Annotated in this window: 18 protein-coding genes and 1 pseudogene; 5 read left to right on the forward strand and 14 right to left on the reverse strand. The window is 44.2% G+C overall.

From position 1 onward, the window contains the following. Positions 1-277 precede the first annotated feature (277 nt). The 4 genes and pseudogenes from BLS16_RS05290 to BLS16_RS24200 form a co-directional block, all read left to right on the forward strand. Positions 278-1,291: a FecCD family ABC transporter permease gene (locus tag BLS16_RS05290; RefSeq protein ID WP_092330822.1), complete on the forward strand. Its 1,014-nt coding sequence runs from the start codon at positions 278-280 to the stop codon at positions 1,289-1,291. Then, positions 1,288-2,094 carry an ABC transporter ATP-binding protein gene (locus tag BLS16_RS05295; RefSeq protein ID WP_092330825.1) on the forward strand — a complete coding sequence of 269 codons (807 nt, stop codon included), beginning with the start codon at positions 1,288-1,290 and terminating at the stop codon, positions 2,092-2,094. The genes BLS16_RS05290 and BLS16_RS05295 overlap by 4 nt, the downstream gene beginning before the upstream one ends. 120 nt (positions 2,095-2,214) lie before the next feature. Beyond that, positions 2,215-3,321, forward strand: coding sequence for an ABC transporter substrate-binding protein (locus BLS16_RS05300; protein ID WP_092330827.1), 1,107 nt, complete (start codon positions 2,215-2,217; stop codon positions 3,319-3,321). A gap of 58 nt (positions 3,322-3,379) precedes the next feature. After that, positions 3,380-3,625, forward strand: a pseudogene (locus BLS16_RS24200) (DUF3102 domain-containing protein); the annotation flags it as partial. On the opposite strand, the gene BLS16_RS05310 reads toward BLS16_RS24200, so the two are convergent. The 8 genes from BLS16_RS05310 to BLS16_RS05345 all read right to left on the reverse strand — a co-directional run bounded on the left by BLS16_RS05310 (position 3,587) and on the right by BLS16_RS05345 (position 11,581). Then, positions 3,587-3,841, reverse strand: a complete 255-nt coding sequence (locus BLS16_RS05310) for a type II toxin-antitoxin system HicB family antitoxin (RefSeq protein WP_345788512.1) — start codon at positions 3,839-3,841, stop codon at positions 3,587-3,589. The pseudogene BLS16_RS24200 and the gene BLS16_RS05310 sit on opposite strands and share 39 nt — an antisense overlap. A 203-nt stretch (positions 3,842-4,044) precedes the next feature. Continuing rightward, the gene (locus tag BLS16_RS05315; protein WP_092330830.1) at positions 4,045-5,790 is read right to left on the reverse strand and encodes an ABC transporter ATP-binding protein; all 1,746 of its coding nucleotides are present in this window, start codon (positions 5,788-5,790) and stop codon (positions 4,045-4,047) included. Between the two features lies 1 nt (position 5,791). Continuing rightward, positions 5,792-7,546: an ABC transporter transmembrane domain-containing protein gene (locus BLS16_RS05320; RefSeq protein WP_092330832.1), complete on the reverse strand. Its 1,755-nt coding sequence runs from the start codon at positions 7,544-7,546 to the stop codon at positions 5,792-5,794. 337 nt (positions 7,547-7,883) lie between these two features. Beyond that, positions 7,884-8,462: a Uma2 family endonuclease gene (locus BLS16_RS05325; RefSeq protein ID WP_092330835.1), complete on the reverse strand. Its 579-nt coding sequence runs from the start codon at positions 8,460-8,462 to the stop codon at positions 7,884-7,886. A gap of 119 nt (positions 8,463-8,581) precedes the next feature. Continuing rightward, entirely contained in the window at positions 8,582-8,914 is a 333-nt protein-coding gene (locus BLS16_RS05330; protein ID WP_345788515.1) for a DUF2812 domain-containing protein, read from the reverse strand. After that, positions 8,915-9,961 carry a sensor histidine kinase gene (locus BLS16_RS05335; protein WP_092330840.1) on the reverse strand — a complete coding sequence of 349 codons (1,047 nt, stop codon included), beginning with the start codon at positions 9,959-9,961 and terminating at the stop codon, positions 8,915-8,917. It lies immediately after the preceding gene. 1 nt (position 9,962) lies between these two features. Beyond that, positions 9,963-10,634 (reverse strand): response regulator transcription factor, encoded by a 672-nt coding sequence (locus BLS16_RS05340; protein WP_092330843.1) that lies wholly within the window; start codon positions 10,632-10,634, stop codon positions 9,963-9,965. 26 nt (positions 10,635-10,660) lie between these two features. Then, the gene (locus BLS16_RS05345; RefSeq protein WP_092330845.1) at positions 10,661-11,581 is read right to left on the reverse strand and encodes a DMT family transporter; all 921 of its coding nucleotides are present in this window, start codon (positions 11,579-11,581) and stop codon (positions 10,661-10,663) included. A 121-nt stretch (positions 11,582-11,702) separates the two neighbouring features. On the opposite strand from BLS16_RS05345, the gene pdxR reads away from it, so the two are divergent. Next, the gene (pdxR, locus tag BLS16_RS05350; protein WP_092330848.1) at positions 11,703-13,091 is read left to right on the forward strand and encodes a MocR-like pyridoxine biosynthesis transcription factor PdxR; all 1,389 of its coding nucleotides are present in this window, start codon (positions 11,703-11,705) and stop codon (positions 13,089-13,091) included. Positions 13,092-13,162: 71 nt separating this feature from the next. Here pdxR and BLS16_RS05355 read toward each other — a convergent pair whose 3' ends face one another. From BLS16_RS05355 to BLS16_RS05380, 6 genes are all read right to left on the reverse strand, one after another. Next, entirely contained in the window at positions 13,163-13,786 is a 624-nt protein-coding gene (locus BLS16_RS05355; protein ID WP_092330851.1) for a hypothetical protein, read from the reverse strand. Between the two features lie 244 nt (positions 13,787-14,030). Beyond that, positions 14,031-14,411, reverse strand: coding sequence for a hypothetical protein (locus BLS16_RS05360; RefSeq protein WP_242876208.1), 381 nt, complete (start codon positions 14,409-14,411; stop codon positions 14,031-14,033). A gap of 73 nt (positions 14,412-14,484) precedes the next feature. After that, positions 14,485-14,814, reverse strand: coding sequence for a hypothetical protein (locus tag BLS16_RS05365; protein ID WP_092330853.1), 330 nt, complete (start codon positions 14,812-14,814; stop codon positions 14,485-14,487). Positions 14,815-15,375: 561 nt separating this feature from the next. After that, positions 15,376-15,693, reverse strand: a complete 318-nt coding sequence (locus BLS16_RS05370) for a hypothetical protein (protein ID WP_092330856.1) — start codon at positions 15,691-15,693, stop codon at positions 15,376-15,378. Between the two features lie 26 nt (positions 15,694-15,719). Next, on the reverse strand, positions 15,720-16,412 hold the full coding sequence (locus tag BLS16_RS05375; protein WP_092330859.1) for an aspartate/glutamate racemase family protein: 693 nt from the start codon (positions 16,410-16,412) through the stop codon (positions 15,720-15,722). Positions 16,413-16,711: 299 nt separating this feature from the next. Then, positions 16,712-17,461 carry a nucleotide-binding protein gene (locus BLS16_RS05380; RefSeq protein ID WP_092330861.1) on the reverse strand — a complete coding sequence of 250 codons (750 nt, stop codon included), beginning with the start codon at positions 17,459-17,461 and terminating at the stop codon, positions 16,712-16,714. Positions 17,462-18,491 lie beyond the last annotated feature (1,030 nt).

The following is an 18,491-nucleotide window of genomic DNA, read 5'->3' on the forward strand; positions in this document are numbered from 1 at the left end:
TATTTGTTTTCGTTATGTTATTTTAGCTTATCTTTAATTTAACCATTTACGACCTCCATGTCCAGTTAATTTATGTTAGTTTTTATTAGTTTTTATTAGTTTTTATATAGTTTTATTTGTTTTTATTCATTGACAAGGCATTCTTCCCCTTGTATAATTTTTAACAAATCAGAAGATTCCTCATTTCCTGCCGGCTTTTTCTTCTCTTAAACCACTTCTGCATGTTAATTTATGCTAGCCAATTTTATGTCAGTTTCTTTTTAAAGGCGGTGAGACTATGAGGAAAATGAACCGGAATCAAGCAGTAGTCTGCGGTCTGGGCATTCTGCTTATCATCTCAATCTTCATCTCCATTCGCTTCGGCCGCTATCCTATCCCCAGCAGAGAACTCCTGGGAATTTTGCTTGAGAAATTATATCCCGCAGAGAAATTCTGGCCCGATCAGGTTGAAATCGTGCTGCTCAATATCAGATTGCCGCGCATCCTTTTAGCCTGTCTGGTCGGCTGCTGCCTGTCTGCTGCCGGCGCAGCTTATCAAGGGGTTTTTCAAAACCCTATGGCTGCTCCGGATGTCTTGGGAGCCTCACAGGGGGCTGCCTTTGGAGCTGCCTTGGCGATCCTTTATTACAGAAGCAGTACTTTTATTACCTTCAGCGCCTTTTTCTTCTCACTTCTGACGGTAGCTTTAGTCTTTCTTATCAGTCGGCGCGCCCGGGGAAAAAGCCTTCTGGCTTTAGTTCTGTCAGGAATCATGATCAGCTCCCTCTTCTCGGCAGGCACCTCTTTTATCAAATTAGTAGCCGATCCCACGGATCAGCTTCCCGCCATCACTTACTGGCTGATGGGAAGCCTGGCGGGGGCAAAGTTCAGCGATATTATCTTCTCCATCATCCCCATGATCCTCGGGCTAATTCCTTTGCTCCTCTTGCGCTGGCGCCTGAATGTTCTCACCTTAGGGGACGAAGAAGCCAAGACCATGGGGGTCAATGCTCAAAGAATCCGCCTGCTGGTCATTATCTGCGCCACCTTTGTCACAGCCGCCAGTGTATCCGTAAGCGGCATGATCGGCTGGGTAGGTCTGATCATCCCCCATTTAGCAAGAAAGCTGGTAGGAAACAATTTCATTCACCTTATGCCAGCATCCATGCTGCTAGGGGCAATTTTTCTTTTATTTGTAGACAATTTCTCCCGAAATCTGTTTACAACAGAAATCCCCCTGGGCATACTCACGGCGTTTATCGGGGCACCCTTTTTCGTCTACTTAATAACCAGGAAGGGGGAAAGTTTTTGAGTATTGAGGTTGCTAATCTGAGTTTCAGCTATGGGGATCGGCTTATTCTTGATAGGATCAACTTTGTAGCCAAGGATCAGGAACTGTTATCCATCCTGGGACCTAATGGCACCGGAAAAAGTACCCTCTTCCGCTGTATCCTCGGCCTGCTCAGCAAGTATAAGGGAAAGGCTCTTTTAAACGGCAGGGACATCCGCAAGTTGGGAATCAGGGAAATGGCCCAGTACATCGCCTATATCCCTCAGTGTCACTACCCTTCCTTTAACTATACGGTCTTCGATATGGTTCTCATGGGCACCACCGTTCAGCTCTCCACCCTTTCCAGCCCCGGCGTCAAACAGCGCAAACTGGCGGAGTCTGCCTTAGAACGCCTGGGCATCCTCCATTTAAAAGAGCGGGGCTATACCCAGATCAGCGGGGGAGAACGGCAGCTGGTTTTAATGGCCCGGGCCCTGGTTCAGGAAGCCCGAATCCTGATCTTGGATGAACCCACAGCCAACCTGGACTTCGGCAACCAGATCAGGGTTCTCACCCAGATCAAATCCTTGGCCAAAGAAGGGTATACCATTATCCAATCCACCCATAATCCGGATCAGACCTTTTTATTCTCAGACAAGGTCCTGGCAATGAAGGATGGCAAAGTGCTGGCTCTGGGTCCCCCCTGCCAGGTGTTTAGCCAAGAACTGATTCACCAGCTTTACGGAATAGACGTTGAGCTGCAAAGTCTCTACGACGATAAAGCCCGAGTCTGTATTCCGAAGAGCATTATCGAAGCTGGCTCCCCGCAGCGATTTTGCTCTTAATACATAGGAAATCTAAAAAATCCATGCGAAAGTGTTCAGATGTGGGCGAAGCTGCCCGACTCGTGCTGCATAGCAACATGAGGATCTAGTATAAAAATTAAATTTTAAGGAGGATTTCCCATGAGAAAAAAACTTATCGCAGTGCTCATCCTTATTTGTCTGGCCCTGACCATGACAACTGCCTGCGGAAAACTCACCGGCGAACCCAACCAGCCTGCTTCCGCCCCCGCCGGCAACGGTTCGGATGACAAGGCGACTGTCAGTTTTACGGATTCAGCCGGGCGGGTCGTTGAAATCCCTAAAAATATTACCCGTATTGCCCCTTCCGGCTCTATGGCCCAAATCGTCCTCTTCGCCCTGGCCCCGGATATGTTTGTAGGCCTTTCCTCGAAATGGGCTCCGGCAGCCGAGGAATATCTCGATACCAAATACTACAACCTTCCCGTTTTAGGCCAGCTGTACGGAAGCTCCGATCTGAATCTTGAAGAACTAGCCAAAGTTAACCCTCAGCTTGTCATTGACGTAGGGGAACCTAAATCCACCATCGTGGACGATATGAACGGACTTTCAAAGCAGGTAGGTATCCCCACAGTTCATATCACCGCCACCACCGAAACCATGGGGGACACCTACCGGATGCTGGGCAAGCTGCTGGGCAGGGAGAAAGAAGCTGAAGTCCTCGCCCTGTACTGCGAAGAAATCAAGCAGAATACCGATGAGATTATGAAAAAGGTCGGGAAAAAGGGCAAAGCCAATCTCCTCTATTGTCTGGGTGACAATGGCCTTAATGTCCTGGCCAAAGGCTCATTCCACGCCGAGATCCTTGATCGGATCAGCAACAATGTGGCCGTGGTCAAAGACATCTCCAGCAAGGGCAGCGGAAATCCTGTGGATCTGGAACAAATCCTCCTCTGGAACCCTGATGTTATTGTCTTTGCGCCTGACAGCATTTACAACACAATCGGCCAAGATAAATCCTGGCAGGAAGTAAAGGCTATCAAGAATGGCAAATATTACGAGATACCCCTGGGACCCTATAACTGGATGGGCTTCCCTCCTTCTGTCAACCGTTATATGGGCATGATCTGGATTACTCAGTTGCTCTATCCCGAACAAGCTAACTATGATCTCTATAAAGAGACCGCCCGTTATTACGACTTGTTCTATCACTGCAAATTAACGGAAGCTCAATACAAAGCTTTGGTGGCCAACTCGATTTATAGGTAATTAGTTCACTTTTTTGGCTCTGGCTATGGAGTAATATACCTTACTTTCAAATTATGCAGCGCTGCACAATTTGACTTACTCCCAAGCCCTTATCCTCTTAGGGGTTCCTGAAGAAGAGCGGGATGAATTCGTCAAGGACAAGGATATTGAAAATATGTCCGCCCGGGAGCTGCAGCAGGCAGTCAGCGAAAAGAACCAGGCTCTTGAGGAATTAGATAACAAAAAAAGCTGCATCCCTCTCAGAGGAGTTGCAGCTTCTTGTCCGTTAGAGCCCTTTCCATATTGGGCTGTTAAAGTTGATTGACATTGTGTCGAATGGCATCTTCCACAAAAGCATTGAGGGACATGCCGCGAGGGCGGCTTTGCGATGCAATTTAGGTTGAATTCGGACATTGAAAGACCCTTTAAATGGCCTTTCGGGCTGTTTGCCGCTTTTTTCACAGAATGTCAAATACTCGTCAACTGCATTGTGAAAATCCTCTGTGAGTGTTTTCGCGCTGTCACCCTCGAATGAAATCATGTCTTTTATGCCTAGGACTTTACCGTGAAAAACTTCATCTTTTTCGGAAAACTCGATACTCCCGACATAATCACGATAATGAAGATAGCGCCGACATCGGCATATTTCTGTTCACACTTTGGTTGCATAGCCATGAGAAATCAACAAGTCATAGCTTTGCATTTTGAGCAAGCTTTGCAAAAGATTTCCTCCGTATTTACTTCTTATTCTTTTTCTTTGCTCCCATGCTGGAGCATAAACATCTTATAATATAACCCTTCTTGAGCCAAAAGTTCGGCATGAGTTCCCCTCTCCACAATTTTGCCATGGTGCAGGACTAAAATCAGGTCGGCATCCTGAATGGTTGAAAGCCGGTGAGCAATAGCGATAGTTGTCCGGCCTTGGCGCATCTTTCTTAAAGCCTTTTGAATAGCTTCCTCTGTTTCCGTATCCACGCTGGCTGTTGCTTCATCTAAGACAAGTATCTTGGGATTGCCGGCCATAGTCCGGGCAAAACAGATCAGTTGGCGCTGTCCGCTGGATAACGTTGTCCCCCGTTCTCCCATGGGCTCTTGAAGTCCCTGGGGCAGCCTGCCAATAAAGTCTTCGGCCTGAACAAAAGAAACAGCTTCCTGAACTTCCTTTTCGGTAATCTCAGATCGGGACAAGGCAATATTACTGGAAATAGTACCTGCGAATAAGAAGGGGTCTTGGGCAACCAGCCCTACTTTTGAGCGCAGCTCTTGATGGGAGTGCCGGGAAAGGGAAACTCCATCGATAAAGATTTCTCCTTGAGTGACCGGATAGAACCCCATGAGCAGGTTAGCAACGGTACTTTTACCGCTGCCTGTATGCCCGACTAAAGCGACAGTTTGCCCTGGGTAGGCAGTGAAGCTGATTGATTTTAAGACCTTTGCCCCCTTGTCGCCATCATAAGAGAAACTGACATCGTTAAATTCAATTTCTCCCTGACTGATCCCAGGAGAATCCACAGAGCTGCCCTTGGGAGCTATGCGCCGGTCATCCAATAATTCAAAAACCCGCTCGGCAGCAACGAAAGATTGTTGGAATTGGGTCAAACGCTCCATCATCATGTTGACAGGTTCAAAGAAACGCTCCAGGTAGTTGATAAAAGCGTAAAGCACCCCTATTTCAATGGGCCCCGTCAAAGATTGGAACCCGAAATAATTTAAAACCATGACTAAGGCCAAGGTATAGATCAGGTCAACCGCCGGCCGGACAAAAAGGCCTTCTAAACGAATATTCACCATCTCTTCCCTATAGTAATTATTGCTGATGGTCTGAAATTCCCGGCGAAAGCGCTTCTCCTGGCGCAGAGCCTGGATGATATTCATTCCCTGGACGGATTCATTCAGTTTGGCATTAAGATGACTAAGTTCCTGGCGCAGCCTTCGGTAAACCTTGGTACTTACTTTGCGGTAGGAAATCATGAGGATGATAATCATCGGCAGCAAGATCAGACAAAAACAAGCTAAACGAACATCTAAATAAAACATAGCCACAAAAACACCCAGCATGAAAACCATATTCTGGACAAAGGCCGCTAAAACCCCTACAAACAGCTCTTTAATAGCTTCCGTATCATTGGTTATGCGCGAAATTAAGGCACCGGCAGGAGTATTGTCGAAAACCTTAAACTCCAGGTTTTGTACATGAGAGAAAACATCAATTCGCAGCTGCCGGACGATTTTCAGGGCAATTTCGTTAAAGCTGACTAATTGATAATAGTGTAATATTGCCGACAGTATGTTCAGCCCCAGATAGCTTGAGGCCAGAATGATCAAGGCACCCCGGTCAAAGGAGCGGGGAACTAAGTGCTGATCGAGAAAAACCTTAACCAGAACAGGACCTATAACATCGGCAAAGGTAGCCAGGATCAGAATGAAAGAAGCCCAGGTCAAGGCCTTTTTATGAGGGATAAGATAGTTCAGTAAGCGTCGGATCACCATCTCAATGCTCCGCCCCCTCTGCTAGCAAGGATTCCAACTGCTGCCTTCGATAGGTGGCGGCATACCAGCCCTTAAGAGCCATCAGCTCCCTATGGGAACCTTCTTCCGTGATTTGTCCGTCTTTCAGCACGATGATTAGGTCTGCTTCTTCGACGGCGCTAAGACGATGAGAGGATATAAAGGTGGTTTTTTGGACCCGCATTTTCCCCAGGCTCTCTAAAATCTTTTTCTCCGTTTTCGCATCAACTGCCGATAATGAGTCGTCTAAAATGAGAATTTCCGGTTCCAGCAAAAGGGCCCGGGCAATAGATATCCTCTGCTTCTGCCCTCCGGAAAGAGTGACCCCCCGGTCACCAACCAAGGTGCCATACCCCTCGGGAAAACTCAGCACGTCTGCGTGGATATCGGCAATTTCTGCTGCCTGATGAATTTCCTCCAGGGAGGCCTCCGGTTTGCCTAAGGCAATATTTTCAGCAATGGTCGTGGAGAACAGAAAACTATCTTGAGGCACATAACCTATTTTACTGCGTAAAGATTCCAGGGTTACATCGTAAATCGACGTGCTGCCTATTTGCAGATCTCCCTGGTTAAGATCAAACTCCCGTGGAAGCAGGCGCAGAAAGGTTGTCTTCCCGCTCCCTGTTTTACCGACAATCCCCAGGGTTTGCCCCTGCTCCACCCGAACATTGATAGTTTGCAAAATGGGTGTATTCCCTCCGGGATAAGTGAAAGAGGCTCCTTTATAGATGACATCCCCATTGTTGAAGCGGCTAAGAGCCTCCTCCTTTTCCTTGATTGTTTGCTTAATCTTCAATAACTTCTCTATTCGGTCATAGGAGGCTCTGCCCCGTTCAAGAATGTTGAACAGCCAGCCGAAAGCGAGCATGGGCCAGATAAATTGGCCTAAATAGATGGTAAACTGAGTAAGCTGCCCGAAGGTCAATTTTCCATGAATCACGTCAATTGAGCCAAAAATAAGGGCCAGAAAAAAAGAAAGCCCAATAATCAGCTGGATTGTCGGGTCAAAGAGGGCATCTACTTTGGCCACAGCCAGGTTCTTCGCCGCCACATCCTCGGATAACCCGCGAAAAGCTTCTAATTCTGCCTCTTCTTCTCCGAAGGCTTTGACAACTCTCATCCCATTAATGTTTTCCAGCACTTTATTGTTAAGATCAGAAAAGGCGGCTTGGGCATGGTGAAACCGGTTGTGCAGCATTGTCCCATAACGGCTGGTAGACCAAGCCATCAGCGGCATTGGCAAGAGGGCAATAAGGGTTAGTTTCCAACTGATAAATACCGCCATTGATAAAACCACTAACCCCCCGGTTGTTATGGAGTCCACAAAAGTCAATACCCCCATGCCGGCAGTCATTTCAACGGCTTGGATGTCATTGGTGGCATGAGCCATTAAATCACCGGTGCGATGCTTTTGATAAAATTGCGGGGACATCAGGGTAAAGTGATCAAAAAGCTGCTTTCTAAGCAACCTGCTTAAACGGCTTGCCGCCCCAAATATCATTAACCGCCAGGAAAAGCGCAAAGCATAAACGGCCAAACCTATCCCGGCAAGGATCAGCGTCCAATAAAGCAAGGATTCCGACCTTAGGGCCCCGCGACTGACTTCATCGACAATAACACGAACAACATAAGGAGGTAATAAATTTAGCAAAGCGACGAGGACTAAGACAATGATCCCTAAGATATAGCCTTTTTTCTCCTGCTTAAAAAACCACATAAGATCTTTAAAAAGAAGCAAATAGTCTCAGCTCCTTATTTCAATTGGTATCAGCTTCCACATCATCTTTTGGATAGGCCCAATAAAAAATGGATTAATTGCCATCTTAACATTCTTTGCCCTTATTTACCATGGAGAGAACAGTTTTGAACAGATATTCTGTCTGGAATCTATAAAAGGTGCCGACATGGTTATCAAGAAGAACCTCCTTTGCTGAGTAGGTTCAGTATAGCAAAACTGGAAAATGCCTTGCCATAACTTTGGCTTACATTTTCCAGTTTAAACTTACCCTTTTCTAAGGTAGATCATCATTTTATTCAGCCAAACGAGTTCACTCCGTCAATGTATCCTACCCTTATTAAACAGAAGGAAACACCGCATTCAAATCTACCGTTAAATCTGGAAATATCGATACATTTATTTTTTCCTCATCTGTGTATATTTCTGGCCTACCATACCTACCGTTACTTTGCAATAAGAATACACTTACAAGTTTACCTTCTGGCTCCACAATCCAGTATTCTAAAACTCCAGCTTTTTCATACTGATTAAACTTGGTAACCCTGTCATGTTTAATCGAAGATGGAGAAATAATTTCAATTATCAAGTCGGGTATACCCTTACATCCTTGTTTATCAATTTTAGATTGGTCACATACAACGGTAATGTCAGGCTCAAAAACATTCTTAATGTCTTCGTCTTCCTTTTCGTCACCCTTAGTTAACCTAACAGAGAATGGTGCTGCATAAACTTTACTGGGTTTCCCCTTTAAGTAGACTGAAATCTGAGTAGATAAATTCATTGATATCTCCTGATGTTCTGGTGAAGGGGTTGCTTGCATATACGGTACACCCTCAATGATTTCTACTCTTTCATCTTCAGGCCATGCTAGGTAGTCTGCATATGTGTATTGTCTTTCATTTTGGGGTAATGGCATAATGGCACTCACCTTTATTCAAAATAACGTTTCTCTGCACCTAGCCATTGAGACATTTATCAATGAGATAATACCATTATATCACGAAAAGGTAAATATTTCCGTATGTGAAATTGGTTTCATGGAATCACTTCTTTCATCTTTTGAGCAAGGGGCGGTATAATATCCTCTATTCCCTCTTCCCCATAATAGGTAATATGAACTACTTGATTATCCAAATAGGCAGAAAAGACATAGAAATAACCGTTCTTTGCGATAAAATTCCAACCGCAATCATGATAAACATCAAGTTGTTCCTGGGAAGGTGCTTCCTTTAGATAATCGATTCTATATTTGGTTTCCTTTGGTTCTCCTTTTTCAAAATAGACAAATAGACGACCAATTTTCTTTAAATGCAGACCTTTTCTTGCCATACCAGAAAACCAGCTCTCATTCCGGCCGATAGCATAGATTCACTCCATCACCATATCCACCCTATCCAGACCGATCTTCACTTTTGTGCCCTTGCCCGGCTCCCCTTCAATCACAATGGTGTGGGACAGCTGGGTCAGGATCCGCTGGCACAGATAAAGACCGATCCCGGTGGACTTTTTATCCCTTCGGCCGTTATAACCGGTAAAGCCTTTTTCAAAGACACGGGGCAGGTCTTCCCCGGCAATGCCTATCCCTGTATCGGCGATCACCAGGGTTTTGGCATCGTCCCTTTCCAGATAAATGGAGATCTTCCCCCGGTTGGTGTACTTCAAAGCATTAGACAAGATCTGCTCAATGACAAACACCAGCCATTTTTCATCCGTCAGCACCTCACAGTTTAGCTGAGAGAAATCCAGGCTGATCTTCTTACGGATAAACATCTTGGCATATTTGCGCACCGCCTGCCGGACGATATCATCCAAAGCATAGCGTTTCAGCACAAAATCGGAAGAAGGGCTCTCCAGCCGCAGGTATTGGAGCACCATTTCCACATACTGTTCAATTTTAAACAGCTCCATGGCCAGCTCCCTATTCTGCTCCATACTCTGAGCAGTACTCCCATCGTCCTCCGCCGAGGGGAGGGACTGGAGGAGGAGGCCCATGGCGGCGATAGGGGTTTTGATCTGATGGGCCCACAAGGTATAATAATCCACCAAATCCCTCCGCTCATTATCCGCCCGGGAAACCAGCCTGATCTTATCCCGGTAGAGGGCGGTGATCAGTTCCTGATACTCCTCTTCCATTAATCCCTTAGCCTCAGGGAGCCCTTCCAGGCTGAAGATGATTTGTTTCTGCAAATTCCGGAGCACTCTGCAGCGTTGATAATAGCTATAGAAATCCGCTGTCTGGACCGGGAGGGCCAGGGCGGCACAGAGCAAAGCAGCATAGAGCACCGCTTCTACCGGAAGATGATACAGATAAAACACCAAGGCAAAGATACCGGCAAAGCTGCAGTACAAAAGGATTCCCCGGCTCTGCCCCCGGAGGTACTGCTTCCCTGCCGACCATAGACTGATCTCGTGCATATCACGTCACCATATACCCTATCCCTTTTTTGGTCACAATAAATCCTGCCAGCCCTGCCCCTTCCAATTTTTTGCGCAGACGGGTCATGTTTACTGTCAGGGTGTTTTCGTCGATGTAACTGTCCGTTTCCCACAGGCGGGCCATGATTGCTTCACGGCCCACAGCCTTGCCTTTATTCTCCAGGAGCATTTTCAGGATCTTATAATCGTTCTTGCTCAGCTCAACCTTGATGTCATTATAGGTTAAAGAAGCATCGCTGGTGTTGAGGATGGCTCCCCGGTGCTCCAGCAAATCCGTCTGTCCGGCAAAATCATAGGTCCGGCGCAGCATGGCCTGCACCTTAGCCGTCAGAACACTCAGGTCAAAAGGCTTGGCAATAAAATCATCACCGCCCATATTGATAGCCATGACGATGTTCATATTATCGGAAGCGGAGGAGATAAAGATGATGGGTACCTTGGACACCTTGCGGATCTCGCTGCACCAGTGGTAGCCATTGTAAAAAGGCAGCGAAATATCCAGGAGTACAAGCTGGGGATTGAAAGAAATAAACAGAGACATCACCTGCTCGAAGTCCGTCACACATTCCCCTTCCCACCCCCAGGTCCCGATATGATTTTTAATCGCTTTGGCAATGACGGCATCGTCTTCAACAATCAGGATCTTATGCATGAAGCAGACCCTCCCTTTTCATGCTACTATTCTATCACAATCCCTTCAGTCCCGATAAGGAACATGCCGAGGATTACAAGAAAACCGCCTAACCACTGCTGGCAGCCGGCCCTTTCCCCCAACACTGCAGTCGCCAGCAGCATGGAAGTTACGGGCATCATGCCCGAAAAAGCCGCAGCTGTAAACGCGCCGCAGCGCTTTATGCCAGAGTACCAGCAGATAAATGCCAGAGCTGTTACAAATACGCCATACCAAAGAAGAGCCGTCCATTCTATCATGCCGATTCCTGCAAGTTCCTTCAAGGGATGCTCAAAGGCTGCCGGGATCAGGCAGAGAATCAGAGCAATTGCCGATACAATGGCGGTCTGAGCAAGAGGACTTGCTGGTTCTTTCAAGTCCGCCGCCGCTTTGACAGCGGAAATACGTGACAGCGTATTGAAGGCCGACTCACAAGCCGCCGCACAAAGTACGAGCAGATTGCCGCCGATGTGTTCTAAGGATAAACCCTTTCCCGGCGTTAATACTCCTTGAATGATCACAATACCTCCCACAGTACAGAGTATTCCGGCAAGTTTTCTGCCGCTGACCGGCTCCCTTAATACAATCATAGCCAGAAGCGCTGTTATGGCCGGCGTCGCGCCGGTGAGTATGCCCGCTTCTCCGGAGCCGGTATAATGAAGGCCCCATAGTAAAAACATACGGAACAGAAAAATACCGCATAAGGCCTGAAGTGACAAAAAGAGAAAATTGCGCAAGGACATTAAGCGAAGATACCGGACAAGTTGTTTTCTGCATAATGGAACCAAAAACACGAGGGCAAAAAACAGACTTACTGCCGTGATTGTAAATGTGCCCAGCTTTCCCGTAACGAACCTAGCCGATATGACGCTGGTTCCTGCCAGGGAAAAAGCGCAAATCAAATATAATTTCCCGCTCAAACCATCCATTCTAACATCTCTCCAAAAATGCATTACATTCTTTTAACCTGATGGTATAATTCTACCCAGATCACTGGTTCTGTTAAAGAGCCAGTATAGAGCAGATTTTACAGAGCCAGTTGGAGGGGTTATGTTAGGAATTGAATTGAACCGGAACAATGAATTGCAGTTATGGCGTCAAATTTACCAGCACTTAAAAGAACTGATGCTATCCGGGCAGCTGAAAGCGGGAGAAGCTCTGCCCTCCACACGAGAATTAGCGAAGGAGCTGAAGGTTTCCCGCAATACAGTTTGCGAGGCTTATGACTTGCTGATTGCTGAAGGCTTTATCCTCAGCCGTCAGGGAGCCTCCACACGGGTTTCGGAGGGTTTATGCCTTGAACCCGTTAAACCGGCATCCTCTCCTAAGCTAAAAAGCAAGGCAGTCCGGTCAATTTCCGTAAGCTTTCGGACGGGCAGACCCGACTTAAGACAATTTCCCCGGTTTCTTTGGCAGCAGTTGCTGCATAAGGCCTCCGAAGAACTGCCCCTTGAGGATTTTGGTTATACCGGACCCCAGGGATTTCCTGCCCTTCGCGAGGAAATTGCGGCTTGGTTGTTCAGAAGTCGCGGGCTTAAGGTTTCATCAGAGGATATCTTTATTACCGCCGGCGCAACCCAGGGACTGCATCTCATTGCGGATATTCTCTGTAGGGAGAACCAAAAAATATTGATGGAGGACCCCTGTCATCTCGGAATGCTAGGCACGTTCCTAAACAAGGGCTGCTCCATTATTCCTATCCCCGTTGACGCCGAGGGGATGCAAACTGATTACCTGTCAAAATGCGGAAGCACAGGCCCAATCTATGTTACGCCATCTCATCAGTTTCCCTTGGGCGGAATTCTTCCTGCCTCACGCCGTGCCGCGTTGATTCGCTTTGCCAGAGAAAAGGATCTTTATATCATCGAAGACGATTATGACAGCGAATTCCGCTATAGCGGCGAGCCCATTGCTCCCCTTTACACTTTAGACCCGCAACGTGTGATTTATGTCGGCACCTTCAGTAAAGCAGTTTTTCCGGCACTGAGAATAGGTTATGTAATTTTGCCTTATCAGCTTCAAGAGCGCTGGCGAGATCTGCGTACTCATACGGATGTACAAAATCCAATCTTTGAGCAGGCTGCTCTGGCAGAATTTTTTAGAACACGCAAGCTGGACAGGCATGTCCAAAAGATGCGTAAAATTTATGGCCAGCGCCGGCAAGTGTTGTTGGATTCGCTGGCAGAAGCTTTTGGCAGCGAATGGATTGCTTATGGAGATTCCGCCGGGCTGCATGTTGCTATAGATTTTCCAGGAAGGCGATTTGACGAGGGGTTTAAAAGCAGCTGTCTAAAAAACGGAATCTATATTACTCCTGTAGAAAGCCACTGCCTTGAGAAAGGCAGGCATCAAAGCAAGCTGCTTATGGGCTATGGGCATCTGGAACCTGATGTAATCAGAAACGGTGTTGTCCTTTTGTCTGATATTATTAAGAAATGAAGATGATATTATAGGGACAAGGAAGATGGCAATAAGATTAGTATAGGGGGGAAGATATGACCAATTTTCTCTTATTCTACTTTTGGAAAAATCAAATACTTATCCTCTACCCAAAAATACCATCCACCAGGTGCCATTAAGTTTACGAAAGAACCTTCTCTTTTCTCTATTCTTCCTCTAACGTCGTTGGGAGTTTTATTAAGTGCTACAGAATTTAATTCATTAAACTGCTCCACCTCATAGATTGGAGTTCCTTCTTTAAGGTAAACATCTCCCTGCACTTGTTTTACATTGTCTTGGGTTAATTTTACCGTTTCGGATTCTGGAATCCATCCCTTATGGTTAATTGGGGAATCGTAGACTGGTATCGACACATAAAACCATAACTGTTCATTTTGGCATTGTGCCGCATCTATTACTTGAATAACTGTGTTCGGTTCAATCATGTTCAGTTTTTTCAACCCATTAATTGGAAGAGCATAAATTTGGGATTCTTTCGGTACTAACCTTTGTTTATCTTTGTAATCTTGAAAGAGCATAGATATCGAATTAACTTGTTCTAACTTCATCTGCAACTCTTTATTTTCCTTTTCTAAAAACACTAGCCTATTATTTGAATTTATCTGTTCAGAACTTCCTGCGATAAAGATAATAACACTTAAAAATATAAACAAAACCACTAAAGATTTCTTCATAAAGAATCCCCTAATCAACTAATCTAAAACGGCCTGCGTCCTACCTCATATTTTACAATATTACTATATCACCGCTAAAAAAAACTCCTGACAACAATGCATTGCTAATAGACATTGGGGTTCCGAAATAAGAATTAGCGGAACCTGTGACGCTAAATCGGAATGATGCGAATTAAACACCAACTACATCTATAGGAATTACTTCACCATTCTTAAAAACTTTGATAGTGTCAAATTTTTCTGACTATTTAATCTTATAAATCAACATGTTGTCAATTTTTCGAGTATAATACGAATCATCAGTCAGTTCTTCATTAAAACTAATTTTAAGTGTTTGTTCTTGTTCTTCTATTTCAAATTTTACATCTGTGAAAAAAGATGCTCTGTCTCCTTGATTAACATTAATTGCATTTAAAAAGAAGTAGCTGTAGTCATCATTATCAATATTACTAGAATAAAGATAGACGCCATTTTTTTCACTATTGGTATCAATAAAATTTTGAACTCTCTTAGGGATATCTTGCCTCACGACTTTAGAAAACTCCGAATCAGATTCTTTATTGCACCCCATAGTAGTAGTAAGCACCAAACAGAAAATTAGTAGTAAATAAATCATCTTTCTCAATAAATTCTCACTCCTTCTTTGTAGGCACACTTTCCAACGAATGGGTCGCAACATAAAAATGATGCGTCTATTACTAATCCTTCCAAATCCTCAACCCTGAGTACAATGCCAGCAGAATTAGACTTATCCAAATCGAATAATCAAAGTAATTCTTAAAGAGATTAATACTCCAACTATCTTCCCCTATAATCCAGTGAGCCAAAGAAGTATGTATCGATATACCATCATTGATACTTGGAATAGCAGAGGCTACATAGTTTACCCCAAGACTTAAAGATACAATTAGACTTAATATTACAAGTGGAAGCAAGGCGTTAAACAGTCTGAATTCTTCATTTAATCTTCTTTGCATAACAAATGTGTACAATACCCAAACAATTATACATATGATAACAAAGAACATTTTCACCCTCCTTTGTTGCGCATAATCCTACGAATGCGTTACAGTTTAAGAATCATGAACACACATTTTATTACAATCCATTTCTTCCCATGATCCTACTTTTTGTGCCCATGTCTGAATTGGCTATAACTTCCAGTTACTAACCAAATGCGAAGAAATACCGCAGATTCTTTTCGTCCGCGCCAAAAATGGCACGTCTCTTGCACGATATGTCGCAGAACTGTTCGCGTATCCAGAAGCTGGTTATTACGTTCATATCCTCTCAGATTTAGAGAATTGTCTGTTGTTTGCCGTGGTTCGGCTTCGAAGGCTAATCAAAGATTATTACCAACCCTTCTGCTCTCATCATCGGTAAATAAAATTAGATTGGGGCCATTCACCAAACCTATCTCAAAGGTCCCTTTCTCTGATGAAATGCAAAAGAATTTGGAATCATTTTCCTTTCACCTGGAGGCAATGTAACGAACCTCATAAATGCTAAAATAATTATAATACAGAACTTATTCCTCTCTTCAAAATCCTCATGCTTTCACTCCAATAACCAGTTATTAATTGTCGTATTTAAGGTCCTGTTCCACATTTATCAACTTTCCATCCGTCAATATCTTCATATAGGTAAAAAAAGTTTACATCTGCAAAGTCACCTATAACTCCCCAAACATGATATAGTCTTCCGTACTTTGGATATGGATCGATAAAATCTGACTCTTTTACTATCATTGCTAATGTATATGAGTTGCTGTTTGTTTCTTTTATGTATTTAGCTATTACTTGCTCTTGCGGTGTTTTAGGTCTTACGAATAACAAAACTATCAGAGCTAATATAAAGACAAATATCAGTTTGTGAGTATTCTTCATATTTTTAAAGATTATTCCCATTGTTCAGTCACCCTCGACCCAATTATTCAATCGTTTAATGCATAATCTGCCGCAGCATCAGCATGTAAAAGCGCCGTGTCATATACTGGTAATATACTGTCTTCCTGCTTGATTAGCAGACCAATTTCAGTGCACCCCAGAATAACCCCTTGTGCGCCTTGCTTTTGGAGTGAAATAATAATTTTCTTGAAACACTCGCGCGATGACGCTTCAACTTTACCCAATATCAGCTCTTTGTTTATAATTTCGTGGATTTTTTCAATGTGATCCTTTTCGGGAATCAGGACATTGATACCGCGATCCTCTAACACCTTTTTATAGAAATCTTTTTCCATTGTAAAGCGTGTACCCAATAACGCTACTGTTTTTATGTCATCTAAACAAAGTCGATCAGCTGTAACTTCTGCTATATGTAAAAAAGGAAGCTCAACGGCTGCCTTGATTCTTGGGGCAACAATATGCATCGTATTGGTAGCCAGTATTATAAAATCAGCACCACCCGCTTTCAGGGATAATGCCGCTTCCGACAGTATGTCACCAGCACGATCCCAGTCGCCTTTTTTATGAACATCCTTTATCTCCTGATATTGGACATTATACAAAATACACTTTGCGCTATAATATCCACCTAATTTTTTATTAATATAACGGTTAATCTCAAGATAATAGGTAACTGTTGATTCCCAACTCATTCCACCAATCAAACCGATAGTTTTCACTTTGCATTTTCCTTTCCTGCTTATTGTAATAAAACCAGAGACACCCAAAGCACTCCGGCAGGTAAATTTGTTATTATAGTTTAAAGGAACTTTTTAAATCCCTTAACATAATCTAAATCGTATTCAATTGCCTTATAAAATTTACGGACTTCTTTTCTATGACCACCGGACACGAACATCATATAAAAACAATCTCTCTTACGTCCAAAATCCTCTATTTCTCTCATGAGGATTTTGCAGTCTTTAGCGAAGTTTAGTTGCTAAAACATTTTTATTTGAGCCCGGTGAAATAGGTTATGTTAAGGAAAAACGACTCCCTCTCCACCGGTAATTTCCAAGGGCGGTACATTAGCGGCCACCTGCAACAACCCATCTAGGTCAAGATATTTCAACGCCGTTTGACCTATTTCTTCCACCGCCTGGTCCAAATCTTTTCGTTCATCTGTGGGAATCAACCCCAAATGCTGGTCGGGGATGTTTAACAGGACTCCCTTTGGTATCGCCCCTAATACCGGTAAGCCACAATATTGTTCAATAGCAGACCTCATCATATTTTCGTGACGGGGACGGGCGGCCACCCTGTTTAAAATTACGCCGACCAACCGGATATCTGGGTCAAAGCGCATAAAACCCATTACCACGGCAGCCACACTACGGGTTATACGCGCAGTATCCACCACCAGTATCACCGGCGCTTGTATTGCTTTGGCTACTTCGGCCGTACTGCCTCTGCCCGCCAAGTCTACACTGTCAAATAGGCCATCTACCCCCTCGACGATCCCAAGATCCGCGCTGACGGCGTGCCGAATGAAGGATTGCCTAATCACTTCCCGGGACATGAGAAAACTATCGAAATTATGACAGGGACGTCCAGTCGCACTAGCCAACCAACCGAGTTCAGTAATATCAGGTCCATTTTTATAGAGTTGAACTTTCAATCCTCGGATCATCAAGGCTGCCAGCAGTCCCATGGTTACCATGCTCTTACCTGAGCGACCTTTCGGAGCACCAATGACCAAGCGTGATATTTGTACTGTCTTTTGCTGCATTATGCTTTTTCACCCCTGCTAAACAATTTGAGCTACTCCATTTTCTATAACGTCTAATTAAAAAACTTATCCAATGCCCTCTCCATGACGCACGCAAAGTTTCCACTTATTATATTATATTTTCGTCATATTGGCATGAATTACCTTCTTTGATGGATATCTTGTCAAGTGCAAGCACCGCTTATCTCTCCATTTTCGGGGCCAAACTTAACACATTGGAATATTATTGGTTCGCTAAACTCCCATTTAAGAGAATAGTTAGTGAGAAAGCAACTAGCAACGGGCCAAGTTATTATCCATGGAACTGTACTAGCTTAGTGTGTTACGGTTCAGTTAGTAGTAAATCATAGAGGGTAAGCCAGTGGCCTTACCCTCCATTTTTAATGCCTTCCAGGCAGCTCAACTCTTAACCCCAAAATTATCCTACCGATGTGTCAAAGTATAAGAATTAGCAGTAGCCTGGATAAAAGGTGCACATACTTGAATAATCCGAACTAAATTCTACAAAACCGTAATATTCATTCACATACTGGAATTTCAAATTATTGAAATTATAACTATTAGAATACCGTGTCATATACATGCCGATATAGCTCATTGGTAGCGCAGCGAATGGTTAATCTGTCAGTCTTCTTGAACGGCGGATTGCTAGCAACCTGTATTTTGGAATTTTCGATCCCATACTGGGATTGCTGCTTCTTAGCGGGTTTGCAAATATATCTTTCAAAAAGCGCAAGCTAAAAAAGGAACGTATTCTGCACGAGTGATAAGCATGGAGCAGGCATAATATAATTAATGGCGCAAATAAGCGCCTTTTTCTAAACAACTTCGCAGTCTTTAGCGAAGTTAAGTGTAATTCTTTAACTTGAGAGAATGAAGTTATGAATACCTATACTTCTAAAATCCGAGTATATGTCCACAGGTACTTGGATCGGACTGTATCTTAACCACCTTCTTAACTCAATTGCCGCCTCTTCACCATGCCCTTTAAAGTAGTTACCCTCTTTAACAAAGTTAAATTCCTTTTGCT

This window comes from Desulfosporosinus hippei DSM 8344, from assembly GCF_900100785.1.
Classification (GTDB): domain Bacteria; phylum Bacillota; class Desulfitobacteriia; order Desulfitobacteriales; family Desulfitobacteriaceae; genus Desulfosporosinus; species Desulfosporosinus hippei.

Excerpts from the sequence above, each read along its gene's own strand:
- BLS16_RS05290 (WP_092330822.1), top strand. The coding sequence starts at position 278 with ATGAGGAAAATGAACCGGAATCAAGCAGTAGTCTGCGGTCTGGGCATT.
- BLS16_RS05370 (WP_092330856.1), bottom strand. The coding sequence starts at position 15,693 with ATGGGAATAATCTTTAAAAATATGAAGAATACTCACAAACTGATATTT.
- BLS16_RS05315 (WP_092330830.1), bottom strand. The coding sequence starts at position 5,790 with ATGGTGATCCGACGCTTACTGAACTATCTTATCCCTCATAAAAAGGCC.
- BLS16_RS05365 (WP_092330853.1), bottom strand. The coding sequence starts at position 14,814 with ATGTTCTTTGTTATCATATGTATAATTGTTTGGGTATTGTACACATTT.
- BLS16_RS05355 (WP_092330851.1), bottom strand. The coding sequence starts at position 13,786 with ATGAAGAAATCTTTAGTGGTTTTGTTTATATTTTTAAGTGTTATTATC.
- BLS16_RS05300 (WP_092330827.1), top strand. The coding sequence starts at position 2,215 with ATGAGAAAAAAACTTATCGCAGTGCTCATCCTTATTTGTCTGGCCCTG.
- BLS16_RS05325 (WP_092330835.1), bottom strand. The coding sequence starts at position 8,462 with ATGCCATTACCCCAAAATGAAAGACAATACACATATGCAGACTACCTA.
- BLS16_RS05380 (WP_092330861.1), bottom strand. The coding sequence starts at position 17,461 with ATGCAGCAAAAGACAGTACAAATATCACGCTTGGTCATTGGTGCTCCG.
- BLS16_RS05310 (WP_345788512.1), bottom strand. The coding sequence starts at position 3,841 with ATGATTTCATTCGAGGGTGACAGCGCGAAAACACTCACAGAGGATTTT.
- BLS16_RS05340 (WP_092330843.1), bottom strand. The coding sequence starts at position 10,634 with ATGCATAAGATCCTGATTGTTGAAGACGATGCCGTCATTGCCAAAGCG.
- pdxR (WP_092330848.1), top strand. The coding sequence starts at position 11,703 with ATGTTAGGAATTGAATTGAACCGGAACAATGAATTGCAGTTATGGCGT.
- BLS16_RS05335 (WP_092330840.1), bottom strand. The coding sequence starts at position 9,961 with ATGCACGAGATCAGTCTATGGTCGGCAGGGAAGCAGTACCTCCGGGGG.
- BLS16_RS05345 (WP_092330845.1), bottom strand. The coding sequence starts at position 11,581 with ATGGATGGTTTGAGCGGGAAATTATATTTGATTTGCGCTTTTTCCCTG.